13 protein-coding genes are annotated in these 12,755 nt (G+C 67.9%); 8 read left to right on the top strand and 5 right to left on the bottom strand.

The window, feature by feature from the left end; genetic code table 11:
* The 3 genes from AS181_RS24005 to AS181_RS23995 form a co-directional block, all read left to right on the top strand.
* Nucleotides 1-301: integrase core domain-containing protein (locus AS181_RS24005; protein ID WP_231742706.1), on the top strand; the 301-nt coding region annotated here is incomplete at its 5' end.
* Nucleotides 288-1,310 carry a hypothetical protein gene (locus tag AS181_RS24000; RefSeq protein WP_058253923.1) on the top strand — a complete coding sequence of 341 codons (1,023 nt, stop codon included), beginning with the start codon at nt 288-290 and terminating at the stop codon, nt 1,308-1,310. The genes AS181_RS24005 and AS181_RS24000, both read left to right, overlap by 14 nt.
* Entirely contained in the window at nt 1,307-1,909 is a 603-nt protein-coding gene (locus AS181_RS23995) for an NUDIX hydrolase (RefSeq protein ID WP_058253922.1), read from the top strand. The genes AS181_RS24000 and AS181_RS23995 overlap by 4 nt, the downstream gene beginning before the upstream one ends.
* Nucleotides 1,910-1,913: 4 nt before the next feature.
* Here the strand turns inward: AS181_RS23995 and AS181_RS23990 are convergent, their stop codons facing one another.
* Entirely contained in the window at nt 1,914-5,093 is a 3,180-nt protein-coding gene (locus AS181_RS23990) for a BTAD domain-containing putative transcriptional regulator (RefSeq protein ID WP_058253921.1), read from the bottom strand.
* A 74-nt stretch (nt 5,094-5,167) separates the two neighbouring features.
* Between AS181_RS23990 and AS181_RS23985 the strand changes: the two genes are divergently transcribed.
* The 4 genes from AS181_RS23985 (at nt 5,168) to AS181_RS23970 (ending at nt 9,541) form a co-directional block, all read left to right on the top strand.
* The gene (locus AS181_RS23985) at nt 5,168-5,863 is read left to right on the top strand and encodes a hypothetical protein (protein ID WP_058253920.1); all 696 of its coding nucleotides are present in this window, start codon (nt 5,168-5,170) and stop codon (nt 5,861-5,863) included.
* A 124-nt stretch (nt 5,864-5,987) separates the two neighbouring features.
* Nucleotides 5,988-6,539: a YceI family protein gene (locus AS181_RS23980; protein ID WP_058253919.1), complete on the top strand. Its 552-nt coding sequence runs from the start codon at nt 5,988-5,990 to the stop codon at nt 6,537-6,539.
* A 277-nt stretch (nt 6,540-6,816) separates the two neighbouring features.
* Nucleotides 6,817-8,532 carry an adenylate/guanylate cyclase domain-containing protein gene (locus tag AS181_RS23975; RefSeq protein ID WP_058253918.1) on the top strand — a complete coding sequence of 572 codons (1,716 nt, stop codon included), beginning with the start codon at nt 6,817-6,819 and terminating at the stop codon, nt 8,530-8,532.
* Between the two features lie 118 nt (nt 8,533-8,650).
* A complete protein-coding gene (locus AS181_RS23970) occupies nt 8,651-9,541 on the top strand; it encodes an oxidoreductase (RefSeq protein ID WP_058253917.1) in 891 nt (296 codons plus the stop codon).
* Nucleotides 9,542-9,987: 446 nt separating this feature from the next.
* On the opposite strand, the gene AS181_RS23965 is transcribed toward AS181_RS23970, so the two are convergent.
* From AS181_RS23965 to AS181_RS23950, 4 genes are all read right to left on the bottom strand, one after another.
* Complete coding sequence (locus AS181_RS23965) at nt 9,988-10,506, bottom strand: hypothetical protein (protein WP_058253916.1); 519 nt, start codon at nt 10,504-10,506, stop codon at nt 9,988-9,990.
* Nucleotides 10,507-10,795: 289 nt separating this feature from the next.
* A complete protein-coding gene (locus AS181_RS23960) occupies nt 10,796-11,425 on the bottom strand; it encodes an alpha-ketoglutarate-dependent dioxygenase AlkB (protein ID WP_058253915.1) in 630 nt (209 codons plus the stop codon).
* A 41-nt stretch (nt 11,426-11,466) separates the two neighbouring features.
* Nucleotides 11,467-11,751 carry a GIY-YIG nuclease family protein gene (locus tag AS181_RS23955; RefSeq protein ID WP_058253914.1) on the bottom strand — a complete coding sequence of 95 codons (285 nt, stop codon included), beginning with the start codon at nt 11,749-11,751 and terminating at the stop codon, nt 11,467-11,469.
* A 352-nt stretch (nt 11,752-12,103) separates the two neighbouring features.
* Nucleotides 12,104-12,496, bottom strand: coding sequence for a GMC oxidoreductase (locus AS181_RS23950; RefSeq protein WP_331456761.1), 393 nt, complete (start codon nt 12,494-12,496; stop codon nt 12,104-12,106).
* Between AS181_RS23950 and AS181_RS23945 the strand changes: the two genes are divergently transcribed.
* A partial coding sequence (locus tag AS181_RS23945; protein ID WP_139114260.1) for a helix-turn-helix domain-containing protein occupies nt 12,481-12,755 on the top strand: 275 nt, incomplete at its 3' end. The genes AS181_RS23950 and AS181_RS23945 overlap by 16 nt on opposite strands.

The following is a 12,755-nucleotide window of genomic DNA, read 5'->3' as shown; positions in this document are numbered from 1 at the left end:
AGCGGTGACATCTGTTGGCTCCAAAGGGGATTCATACGACAACGCGATGGCTGAGGCGTTCAACTCGCTGTTCAAAGCCGAATGCATCCGTAACCCCGTGATGCGCCCGCGAGGCGGCTGGGCAGGTGTGGGCGAGGTCGAGATCGCCGTCGCTGAGTACGTCGAATGGTTCAACCACCGCCGCCTGCACGGCGAGATCGGACACGTCCCACCCGTCGAGTACGAGAGCGCCTACTGGTCGACCCACACCGTCACCAGCTACCGTGAGAACCCGGTCCCCGCAAACGCTGGAACCAACTAACCGAGCCTCCAGCAAACCCGGGGCGATTCACATCGTCACGCGCCTGTATCTGCATCTCACCGGGTATCCGCAGGTCGGCAGCGGAACACTGCACATCGCGCACGCGCTGTGGGGTGGCGCGCTGATGATGCTGGCGCTCATCACCGGATGGTTGTTCCTCGGGGCGACGGCGCGGATCATCGCGATCGTGCTGGGCGGTATAGGTTTCGGGTTGTTTCTCGACGAGGTCGGCAAGTTCGTCACCCGCTCCAACGATTATTTCTACGGGCCGTCGGCGGAGATCATGTACGTGCTCGTCGTGATGATCCTGTTGATCAGCCGCGTCGTCCGGGATGTCAAGCGGCCCACCGGCGCCGAGGCGCTCGCCAATGCGGCGGTCATCGCGGCCGACGGTGTCGCGCACGGGCTTCCGGAACGTCGTCGACGCCAGGCCGAAGAGTTTCTCGTGGTGGCCGAGGGCAAGGGGCTCGACGCCGAGACGATCGGTCACATCCGAGCGCTCCTCGAATCCAGCGAGGGTACGCCGGACCGGTTGATGCGACTCCGCGACCGGGCGGTCGCCCTGATCCCGGACTTCTTCCGCAGTCCCCGATGGATTCCGGTCGTCGGGTGGGGGTTGGTCATCGCGGCCGCACTCACCGTCATCGTCGGCGTGCTGAGCTTCTACTTCTCCGGAGACCGCAGCGAAGAACTCGACATCTACATCGAACTCACCGGCAGCACGCCCGCCACCTGGATTCTGTTGATCAGCGGGATCGCGACACTCGCCCTGGCGCTTCCGGCGATGGTCGCGCGCCGGCGCGGTGTGGAGCCGGCCGGGCCGCTACGAGGGCTGCGTATCGCCGCCCTGGTGTTCATGCTGTCGAACGCTCTCGTCGACTTCGCGCTCGAGGGCTTCGGTGCCCTGTTCAACCTCGCCCTGGGCTTGTTCGCCCTCAGCATCGTGAGTTTCCACCTCGCGCAGGCGTCCGTCGCGTCGGACGGCAGTCGTGATCAACTGAGGGTGTGACTCATCTCGATCGGACTGTGGCTGCCGCGCGTGTCGAGGGCTTCGACCGGCGGACCGCGGACGTCCCCGGCGCACGGGCCGCCTCGGTCGTCCTCGCGGTAGCGGAGAAGGACGGCCGTCAGGGGATCTGGCTGTGCAAGCGTCCCACGACGATGCGACGCCACGCCGCCCAATTCGCACTTCCCGGTGGCCGGCTCGACCCCGGCGAGGACCACGTCACGGCCGGCCTGCGCGAACTCGACGAAGAACTCGGCATCCAGCTGCCGCCGAGCTCGGTGCTCGGGGCGCTCGACGACTATCCGACGCGCTCGGGTTTCGTGATCACCCCGATCGTCTGCTGGGCCGAGGAATACCAGGAGCCGACGCCCAATCCCGACGAGGTGGCGCTGCTGTTCTTCGTCACCTTCTCCGAACTGCTCGTCGAACCGCGGTTCCTCACGATCCCGCAGTCCGATCTCCCGGTCATCCAGCTGCCCATCGTCGGGTCCCTCGTCCACGCGCCGACCGCCGCGGTGATCTACCAGTTCGCCGAGGTGGTCCTGCGGAACCGGCAGACACGGGTCGACGGCTTCGAGCAGCCGGTCTTTGCCTGGAAATAGCCGCTCAGCCGGCGACGAGTCGCTGCTCGGCCCGACGCACGTAGGGCCGGGCTCCCGTGTCGCGGGCCACCCGGACGGCATCCTGCAGGTCGGCGGTTCCATCCAGCCCGACGACCTCGCGCGCGGTTCCGCGATACAGCGTCGCGGGTCCCAGACACACGAGTCCGGGCCATTGCACCACCAGGCCCGACGACCAGTCGGCGGTGAACGGCTCGATGCGGCGGCAGATCTCACCAGCGGCGTCGCGGTGACGGGAATCGCGAGACACCGCGTAGAGCGTCTCGATGAGCAGTGGAACGCGCGCCACCACGCGCGAACCGGCCCACTGGTCGGCGTCCGCGGTCAGCTCCGTCGCGAGTTCGAGGGCACGGTCGAGGTCGCCGCTCTCGGCGGCGCCCAGTGCGATCACCAGGGTGAAATCCTCGTCCACCTCTTCCGCGAGCGCATCGAACGGCGGCAACGCCGAGGCGAGCTCGCCGCGGTGCCACGCGGCGATCGACGCGCTGGTCGCCATCGACGACTCGGCGAGAAGTCGTGCACGGTCGGACAGCCCGCCGACCGTCGCAGCGAACCTCTCGGTCAGTGCCGTGCTGGTGTCGTAGTCGCCACGTAACAGCGCGATCATCACCTGCCACCACAACTGCATCGTCTCCACATCGGTACCGCCGATACGTCCGGCGAGCCGGGTGAACTCGGTGGACAGGCGTCGCGCCAGACGCAGATCAGCCGCCTCCAACGCGCAGACGCGTTGCAGATGCAGAGCGGTGGCGCGTCTGTGGAGGTCGCCGGCCGATAGTTCATACAGCTCCCGGGCGATCTTGCGTCGATCCGCCAGACGGTCGGGAACCCACCGGACGAGGAACTCGGCGAGGTCGATCTCGAAATCCACGGCACCGCTGTCGTGGACGACACGTGCGGCACCGAGATGGTCGTCGGCGCCCGGCAAGCCGAGGACGGTCAACCGGGCTGCCTCCGACGCATGAAGGCGCGCAACCACTTCGGGGTCCAAGGCCTCACCGTGCGTCAGTGCCTCGCGGGCGAGAGCGGCATGGTCGGTCTGGACGACGCCGTAACCGGACCAGTAGCCCGCGACCCCGTTCGGTGCCGACAGCAGTGCGGTCTCGGCGAGCGCGGGCCAATCCCGCGTCAGCCGACTCACCGTCGCCGCCGATTCGAAAGAGTCCGCAGCCGAATCGAACTCCCCGATGCGCAGCGCGGCGATGCCGGCGATCCGGCGCAATTCGACGGTCGAGTGGGAGTCGAGTCCGGGCAGACCGAGCCCTCGTCGTGCCAGGTCGAGCGCGCGATGATCGGCCGTAGCCGAGAGTGCGCGGTGTGCCGCCCCGATGCATGTGCGAGCGGCGACGGCGGTCGAGTCCTCGTCGACGGCGCACTCGACGCGGTGCACGGCCAGTGACTCGAGATCGTCGGGACGCACCGCTTCGAACGCAGCGGCGAGCCGCGCGTGCGCCTCGATCCGTTGCTCGCGCGAGAGGTGGTCGGCGAGCCCCTTCGTGACGCTCGCAAGCTCGCTCCTCAGGGGGCTGGTGAGCCCGCTGCGCACTGCCTCGTCGGCCACGCCCTGACCGAGGGTGCGGGCCACCTCGGTGAACACATCGTCGGGGAGATCGCCGCCTGCGATCGTCACGGCCGTGACGAGCGCACGGGCGCCAGGGGAGAGATCGCCGAACCGCGTCGAGTACATCGATCGGGCGGGATGGTCCCGGTCCAGCGGCGGCCCGATCCTGGCGATGGCGCACAGTTGTTGCGCCACAGCGGGATTGCCGAATGACTGCGCGACCAGCGCGTCCGCGTCGACCCGGCCCGTGTCACCGAGCTGCTCGAGACGCCGAACGATCAACGCGCGCATGTCGTCGGAGCCGAGTACGGTCAGACGCACCTCGGCGACCGGCCCGTGCCGGTTCAGTGTCGACCGGAGGATCTCGACGGGCTCGGCGTCGGGGTCGCGGCAGGTGACCAGGACCGTCATCGGTGCCTGTCCGATACCTGCAAGCACGCGTCCCAGCACAAGAGCCGAGTCGGCGTCGAGCCACTGGGCGTCGTCGACAAGCAACACCGATCGCCCGTGCTCGGCGACGTCGGACCAGATGCGGGCGGTGAGGTCGGCGACGGTTCGCGCCGTCGGGACGGAGACCGGGGACGCGCCGAAGAGTTCCTCGAGGCCGCCGAACGTCGGTCCGGGCGGGCCGGGTCGGCCGATGAAACGGCGGGCCGCGGCATTGTGCCGTGCGATGAGGTGCTCGACCAGCGCGGTCTTCCCAATGCCCGACGGGCCGAGGAGGACCACACCCGCGGGACGGTCCGCGCCGGTTTGCCAGACCTGTTCGAGCACTGCGTGTTCGGCGACTCGGCCGATGAGTTCGCGTACCGGCTGCGGCGTGGCGGAGGTGGCGGAGAGCGGCGAGACCGCGGGAGACGGGTCGAGCAGGTCGTCTTCCAGCGCGACCGTGTCGGGATGCGGATCGAGACCCAGGTCGTCACGGAGGGCCTGCCGGAGTCGGCGCAGTACGCCGAGGGCGTCGACCGTGCGTCCGTCGTCGTGCAGCGCACGAGCGAGGGTCCGCGCGGCGCCCTCGCGGTAGGGGTCCCGTTGACACAGCGGCGTCAGCAACGCGACCGAGCGACGGTACTCGCCGACCGTGCGCAGCGCGTCGGCTGCGGTCTCGGTGAACTCGGCACGTATCTCCGCGAGCCGGACGAGTTCGGGTGCGATGTCGGCGATGTCGGCGATCTCCGGAAGCGGTTCGCCCCGCCATAGTTCGAGCGCTCGGCACAACACCTCTGCGCCGGCCCGGGGATCAGACCGGACGAGCTGCAATCCCTCCTGGCCGAACTGGTCCAGCAGATCGATGTCGGTGACTGCGCCGTCGCAGTGCAGTAGGTATCCCGCGGGGACGGTGTCGATGCGGACGACGCCGGTCGGGGCGAGCGAGCGTCGAAGCCGGGACACGTATCCGTGCAGTGTGCTCGCCGCCGACGCCGGTGGACGACCACGCCACAGGAGCTCGGCCACCCGCTCAGGCGAGCACGCGGTCCGTTCCGCGGCGAGGATGGCAAGCAACTCGGCGTGCTTGCGGGCTGTCATCGGGATCGGCGACCCGTCGGCAGCGGTGACCGACAGTGGACCCAGGACCCGGATCGCCAGATGTGGTTCAGAAGCCAACTCACGCGCCGTTCGTCGGGTCGCACCAGTCGCGCACAAGGCTAACACCAGCGCGGGTTGTCAGCGTTGCCGTCATGACAACCACTGCACACACCCAGAACCAGAACCACGACGCGTCGGATGGCGACACACCCGGCCCGTTCCGCAGCCCGAGCTGGCCGGTCCTACGCCATCTCAGCGGCGGGGCCCTGACCCTCGGCGGAGTCGCCTGCATCGCCGGCGGGACGTTGCATCCCATCGTCGACGGCGAGGCCCACTCCGTGGAGGCGCTGCAAGCGGTGGGCTCACCGTGGGCGCAGATCCTGCTCGCCGTCGGCACGACGCTGCTACTGCTCGGCCTGCCCGGGATGTACGCGTGGCTGGCACCCCGGATCGGGATCGCCGGGCTGATCGGCCTCGTCGCCTACGCGGTCGGCAATCTCGTCACCGCGACCGGGCACCTCATCGTCGAGCTGTTCGTCGCGTACCCGTTCGCGAATGACCCGGACAAGGCCGCGCTCATCGCCGCCGACGACTCGATGCTGGGCACCACCGCTTTCGAGCTGCTCAACACGGTCGGCGGGCTCGTGATGCTGGTCGGTATGGGGATGTTCGGCGCCAGCCTCATCCGCAACCGGGCGGTCCCGCTCTGGATCGGCATCCTCACCGTCGTCGGCATGGTCGGTTTCATGCTGCCGATTCCCGCGGTCGCCGGGATCTCGGGATTCATCTACGAGGCGCCGCGTGGAATCGGCATCGCCGCGATCGGAGCACTGATGGTTCGTCGGTGATGTAGATCACAACGCCGGTGGGGATGAAATCGGACCGCGGTCCGGTTAGTGTCTGGTGATGGGTCGCGAAGGCCCACCAGCCATCGATCGAGACCCCAACCGAAATTCCTGGAAGGACCACGACATGACCTCCGCCACCACCGTCAAGGCACCCATCCCCGCCGGCACCTGGACCATCGACACCGTGCACTCCGCGGTGAACTTCTCCGTGAAGCACCTCATGGTCAGCAAGGTCCGCGGCAGCTTCGACACCTTCTCCGGCACCATCACCGTCGACGAGAACGGCACCCCCGCCGTCCAGGCCGAGATCGACGTCACCTCGATCAACACCCGCAACGAGCAGCGCGACGGCCACATCAAGTCCGCTGACTTCTTCGACGCCGAGAAGTACCCGAAGGCCACCTTCGTCTCCACCGGCGTCCGCCAGAACGGCGACGACTACCTCCTCGACGGCGACTTCACCCTCAAGGGCATCACCAAGCCCGTCACGCTCGAGCTCGAGTTCGAGGGCACCAACCCCGGCATGGGCCAGGGCGCCGTCGCCGGCTTCGAGGCGAAGGTCGTCATCAACCGCAAGGACTTCGGCATCGACATCGAGATGCCGCTCGAGGGCGGTGGCGTCGTCGTCGGCGACAAGGTCACCATCACGCTCGAGATCGAGGCCCTGCAGGCCTGATCCGCACGATCCCCGGTCGGACTCACCGCAACCCCCGAGTCCGGTCGGCCGATGGACCGGCACCGCGCTGACCCCGCGGCGGTGCCGGTCCATTCGTTTTCCCGCCAATTGAGCCGGCACCGAGCGTAGCCGCCGGGCCGAGCAAGCGACGAAGGAGCGCGTCGAGGTCGAGGCGCCGAGTCGAAGCCACTCAGCTCGCGACAAGGGTCGTTGGACACCTCTGCGACAGCTGCTCCTTCGGTAGGCTTCGGGGAACGCCGTCAGGCAGGAGAAGCCGATGGGACGACCACGCCGGACCCGTCGTGGTGTGCCGTGGACACGTCTGCGTCGACGCACCGCGGGTTTCTTGTGGGGTACCTCGACGGTTCCGAGCCCCCGGGGATGGGCCCGGATCGGCCCGCCCATGCGCAGCAAGATCGCCCTGCACGCCACCGTCACCGCGATGACCGCCGTGATCGCCAGCAATACCGTGATCGGCGTCGAGACCTTCTTGCTCGTCCAACTAGCCTTCAACGGCGGCCAACTCACCTTCGACGAGACGCTGGGCGCGCCGAATTTTCCCGTGGTCGTGGGTGCGATCATCGTCGGCATCCTCACGAATCTGCTGCTGGGGATGCTGGCGGTCCGGCCCCAGCTGCGCTGGTTCATCAGCTGCCAACCCGCCGACCATGCCCGTCGACGCGCCGTACAGCGGATACCGATCGTGCAGCTCGGAGTCACGGTCGTCTCCTGGAGCGCGGCGGCGCTGTTCTACGTGTTCATCGCCGAAGAGCTCACGACCGCGACCGTGGCGGGCGTCGCGGTGGCCTTCGCGCTGGCCGGTATGTCGAGTGCCTGTCTCACCTATCTGTTCGCCGAACGCGCCGCCCGCCCCCTGGCCGTCGTCGTCCTCGAGGACTTCCCCACGAACCACGTCATGAACGGCGTGCGCGTGCGGATGCTGGCCGTGTGGGCCGTGAGCTCGGCGGTACCGATGGTCGGATTGTTGACGGTCAACGCGGGGCGCTGGACCGGTCTGCTGCCCGATGTCTACGGCGCGGTCGACTGGACGACCGTGATCCTCTGCCTGGTGGGCCTCGCATCCGGAGCCCGTGTCATCGCGCTTGTGGGGCAGGCGATCACCGATCCGCTGACGGAGATGCGCCGGGCGGTGCACCGCGTGGACCACGGCGACTACAAGGCTCGCGTGCCCGTGTACGACTCCTCGGAACTCGGTGTGCTGCAACACGGTTTCAACAGGATGGTCGAGGGTCTCGCCGAACGGGACCGCATGCGTGAGATATTCGCGCGACACGTCGGCGACACCGTGGCCGAGCTCGCGATCTCCGACGGTGTCGGCATGCACGGCACCAACACTCGCGTCGGCGTCCTGTTCGTCGACATCGTCGGATCGACGGGGCTGGCGCAGCAGCGTAGTCCGGACGACACCGCCGCCCTGCTCAATGCCTTCTTCAGCATCGTCGCCGACGTCGTCGATCAACATTCGGGCTTCGTCAACAAATTCGAGGGCGACGCCGCGCTCGCCGTCTTCGGCGCGCCCGTCGAGATCGACGACCCCGCGGGCGCCGCGCTCGGCGCCGCCCGCGACCTCGCCGACCGGCTCGCCAGCAGCCTCGACATCCGTTGGGGGATCGGCGTTTCCTACGGGGAGGCGTTCGCCGGCAACATCGGCGCCGAACGACGCTACGAGTACACCGTCATAGGCGACCCGGTCAACGAGTGCGCACGCCTGTCCGACATGGCCAAGACCGGACGCATCCCGGCTCTGGCCAGCGGCGCGGCGATCGACGCCGCCGGCGAGGAAGCGCAGGAGTGGAAGCTGCTCGGCACGCGGATCATGCGCGGGCGTTCCGAGCCCACCGCCTTCCATGCGCCGATCGAACTCGTCGAGCGGTTGGGGACGTCGACCAACCTCATCGCGGAATTGCTACGGCCCGCGCGTCGCATCGTCGGCGCCAATCCGTTGCGGCTGACCACATTCTTCGGCGGGTGAAGTTCGCTGCGCTCGGCGGAAGAGATGAATCGTTGACGCCGTCCCTATGCGTCAATAGCGTGGGCCGCACGGTCCCGGTTAGGTTGCCGGGCATGACGACGCATCCCAGGGGGTCGCGATGAGTGGTTGGACGACAGCGGACGTGACGGACCAGACGGGCCGGACGTTCGTGGTGACCGGTGCCAACAGCGGACTCGGGTATCAGACCGCGAAGGTGCTCGTCCGCGCCGGTGCCGAGGTGGTGCTGGCGTGCCGCAACACTGCCAAGGCCGATGCTGTGGCGTCGGAGCTGGGGCCGAAGGCGACCGTCGCCAAACTGGACCTCGCCGACCTCGAATCCGTGCGCGCCTTCGCCGCCGGGGTTACCGGCGCCGACGTGCTGATCAACAACGCGGGACTGATGGCGGTCCCGTTCCGACGCACCACCGACGGTTTCGAGATGCAGATCGGCACCAATCATCTCGGCCATTTCGCCCTCACGGCGCTGCTGCTGCCGAAGATCACCGAACGGGTGGTCACCGTGTCGTCGACGATGCACCAGATCGGCGACATTCAGCTCGACGCCCTGAACTGGGAACAACGCCGCTACCGGCGCTGGCGGGCGTACGGCGACTCCAAGATGGCCAACCTCATGTTCGGTAAGGAGCTCGCCGCACGGCTGGCGGCGGCCGGGTCGTCGAAGAAGTCGTTGATCGCCCATCCGGGTTATGCCTCAACGGAATTGCAGGGCAGGAGCGAGAACTTCTCCGACTTCTTCGCGAAACTGGGCAACAAGCTGCCGATCGCCCAGCCGGCCGCCGACGGGGCGTTGCCCCAGCTGTACGCGGCGACCCTGCCGGATGCGAAATCCGGGACGTTCTACGGGCCGACGCAGTTCTTCGGGATGCGCGGCGCTCCCGGACGTAGCGGGTACAAGAAGGCCGCCGACGACGTCGAGTTCCGGACCGCGCTCTGGGAGGAATCGGAGCGGCTCACGGGGGAGAAGTTCGATGTCGGGGCCGCCGGCTGAGGGCGGAGTCACCGCCTCGTCCGTTCCCATGATCGGACGAATGATGTTCGAGATTGGGAACTTCGGACGCTTGCGTGCCTTAGATTTCTCGGCATGATTCTCTCGAAACGTTCCTTGCGCATCGTCCTGGCCGGAGCGGCATGCGTTGCCGGCGCGACCTTCTCCACCGTCGCGGCCCCGTCGGCAGCGGCTGAACCCACCGGCTGCGTCGCCGGGGCGGCAGTCGTGGTTGCTGCGTCGTACTGCAGCGGAGGAACGGGGGAGCACCGTGTACGGGCCGCGTGCCTGGACTCGACGCTGGTTGCAACACTCACGAGTGCCCACGGTCCATGGCGTGCGCCAGGGCAGTTGTCGGTCGTCACCATCGGGGCACCGACGAATGTCGGGGACTGCATACTCCCGGTCTATGCTTCTCCGGAGCTCCGCTGACCCGACGGGCAAACCCGCTACTGCACGCTGAACGCGATGCTGTTCGACGCGCCCGAGATGGTGTCGGTGACGCGGATCGTGAAATCGCCTGCGCCCTTGAAGAAGTAGGACTTCACCGCGGTGCAGTCCTGGGTCTTGAACAGCGAGGCCTGCTTGGGGACCTTCGGTCCGGACAGGCGGACCTCCATGCGGCACTCGTTGCCGTCGACGATCGGCCCGGCGTCGATGATCGAGTTCCAGCGCACACCCAGACGCGAGTTCTTCGGATAGGTGTTGGGCACGACGGCCGCGGTGTTGTTCGGCGTGTACACCCAGACGTTGATCGACTTGATGCCGTTCGGTGCGCCGGGGCGGCCGAGCTTGCCGTAGTGCGTGACCTTGTCGCCGCCGGACGAGCCGAGCGCGGCGCTGCCGGAGTCGAGGCTGCCGCTCGCGCTCCCGAAGAGTGTGTCGAGCGGGTTGGCGGTCGCCGGTGCGACGGGCAGTGCCAGTGCGGCGGTGGCGAGCAGGGCGGCGGCGATACGGGTGCGCTTCATCGACTTCTCTCGGTCCTCGCGGTTTATAACGAAATGATTAAAGCACGAGGATCGGCGTGTGCGTAGCCACTGCCCCCGCTGGTTGAGCCGGCCCCGAGCGGAGCCGCTGGGCCGAGCGAGTGGCGAAGGAGCGCGTCGAGGTCGAGGCGCCGAGTCGAAGCCACCCCCGCTGGTTGAGCCGGCCCCGAGCGGAGCGAGGCGCCGTGTCGAAGCCACTTGGTGACCTCGACGGGCGCGGCGTTCTCGCTGCGCTCGGTCGACGCTGCTCGGCAGCGGAGGGCGGCCCAGATCACCACACCCCGGGCGGCCTCAGTTGAATGCTGATCCGGGCGCCGACGCCGCGCACCTTGGGAACCGCGTGCTCCCAGGTGCGCTGACAACTGCCTCCCATGACGAGTAGGTCGCCCGACGACAGGGTGAATTTCAGTGACCGCCCGCCACCGCGGGGTCTGAGCATGAGTGGCCGAGGTGAACCGAGCGAGATGATGGCGACCATCGTGTCGTGTGTGGATGCCCGGCCGATGCGATCGCCGTGCCACGCAACCGAGTCATTGCCGTCGCGATAGAGGCTGATCCCGGCAGTCGCGAATCCCTCGGGCAGCTCGTCGCGGTAGTGCTCGGTCAGTGCAGCGCGAGCATCGGTGATGATCGGATCCGGGAATCGGTGATCGGCCTGGTAGATGGAGACGAGTCGCGGAACGTCGACCACCCGCTCGTACATACGACGACGCTCCGCCCGCCAGGGGACGCACTCGCGGAGCCGGTCGAAGAGCTCGTCGGCTCCGCTGATCCAACCGGGACACAGGTCGACCCACGCCCCCTCGGTCAGCGGACGGCGCGAGATCGATGTCGACAGGTCGCCGAGCGTCGGCTCTGCAGCCTGCTCGGAGAACAAAGAGCCCTGGGTGCCGAGTGACATGACTTCAGGCTACACCAAGGTCGCACGTGTGTTCGAGTACTTTATCCGGGATCTGTGCGCGACAGTTCCGGAAGCAGGTCGAACCGTCCTTCGACGAGGGCGGACCGTTTCGCGCGAGACCAACCGTGGAGACGGCGCTCGGCCGCATAAGCCTCGCCGATGTTGGGAAACTCCTGCTGGAATACGAGCCGGACCGGCCGACGAGGACGCGTGTAGCGCGAGCCGTTTCCGGTCTGGTGCTGGTCGACTCGATGCTCGACGTTCCGAGTGCTCCCGACGTACAGCGTGCCGTCGGAACACTCGAGGATGTAGAGGAAGCCACTCACGACCTGACTGTCGAGGATTGCTGCCGCACATCGATCGCTGTCTCCACAGCGGACGACCCGCGGCGAGGCTGTCCACAGGGGGCCGTTGGCTGGGTCTCGCGGATCGGTCACCAGGTGGCTTCGACTCGGCGCCTCGCTGCGCTCGGTGCCGGCTCAACCAGCGGTGGTTGGCCGAGCGTCGCGGGGAGGTCGCGTGCGTTGAAGTCACTTCGCGTTATCGGTCGCCAGGTGGCTTCGACTCGGCGCCTCGACCTCGACGCGCTCCTTCGTCGCTTGCTCGGCCCGGCGGCTGCGCTCGGTGCCGGCTCAACCAGCAGTGGATGGTGCCGGCTCAACCAGCTGGCGTGTCGGGTCAGCCGGCGCGAGTGGTGTCGGAGACCGGCGTGATCGGGAGGCGCAGCGCGCCGGGCGCGTGGGCGGGGACCGTCGGGCGGTGGGGTTCCACCGGCTCGACGGGCCGGTAGGACGCACCGAGCTCGGGCCGCGGGTCGGCCTCGCCGGCATTGGGCCACATCGCCAGGGCGCGTTCGGCCTGCGCGGTGATGGTCAGCGACGGGTTGACGCCGAGGTTGGCCGAGACGGTCGCGCCGTCGACAATGTGCAGCCCCGGGTGGTTGAACACCCGGTGGTACGGGTCCACCACGCCGTCGGCCGCCGACCGTCCGATCGAGCAACCACCTAGTGGTGTGTCTCGCAATTGTCTAGCTCGTTGTTCGGTAGGCTGGGTTGATGAGTGCACCGGCAGCGTGTTTGCGGTTGACGAAAGCCGAGCGGGAGACGTTGGAAACGTTGGCGCGGGCGCAGACCGCGCCGCACCGTGAGGTGTTGCGGGCCAGGGTTTTGCTGATGGCCGCCGACGGCGAAGCGAATCGGGTGATCGCCGAGGAACTTGGGGTGACCGCGGTGACAGTGCGGGCGTGGCGCACACGTTTCGCCGAGGACGGGTTGACGAAGTTCGGGCAGGTACGAGCTGGTCGGGGCCGTAAGTCTTCGATCAGTGAGGA

Origin of the sequence: Gordonia sp. SGD-V-85, assembly GCF_001456905.1 — a bacterium.
Lineage (GTDB): Bacteria > Actinomycetota > Actinomycetes > Mycobacteriales > Mycobacteriaceae > Gordonia > Gordonia hongkongensis.
This window is presented reverse-complemented; position numbering and strand designations above follow the sequence as displayed.

Bases quoted from the DNA above. Each gene is read 5' to 3' on its own strand.
- AS181_RS23965 (WP_058253916.1), bottom strand. From the start codon at position 10,506: ATGAAGCGCACCCGTATCGCCGCCGCCCTGCTCGCCACCGCCGCACTG.
- AS181_RS23960 (WP_058253915.1), bottom strand. From the start codon at position 11,425: ATGTCACTCGGCACCCAGGGCTCTTTGTTCTCCGAGCAGGCTGCAGAG.
- AS181_RS23970 (WP_058253917.1), top strand. From the start codon at position 8,651: ATGAGTGGTTGGACGACAGCGGACGTGACGGACCAGACGGGCCGGACG.
- AS181_RS23975 (WP_058253918.1), top strand. From the start codon at position 6,817: ATGGGACGACCACGCCGGACCCGTCGTGGTGTGCCGTGGACACGTCTG.
- AS181_RS23980 (WP_058253919.1), top strand. From the start codon at position 5,988: ATGACCTCCGCCACCACCGTCAAGGCACCCATCCCCGCCGGCACCTGG.
- AS181_RS23985 (WP_058253920.1), top strand. From the start codon at position 5,168: ATGACAACCACTGCACACACCCAGAACCAGAACCACGACGCGTCGGAT.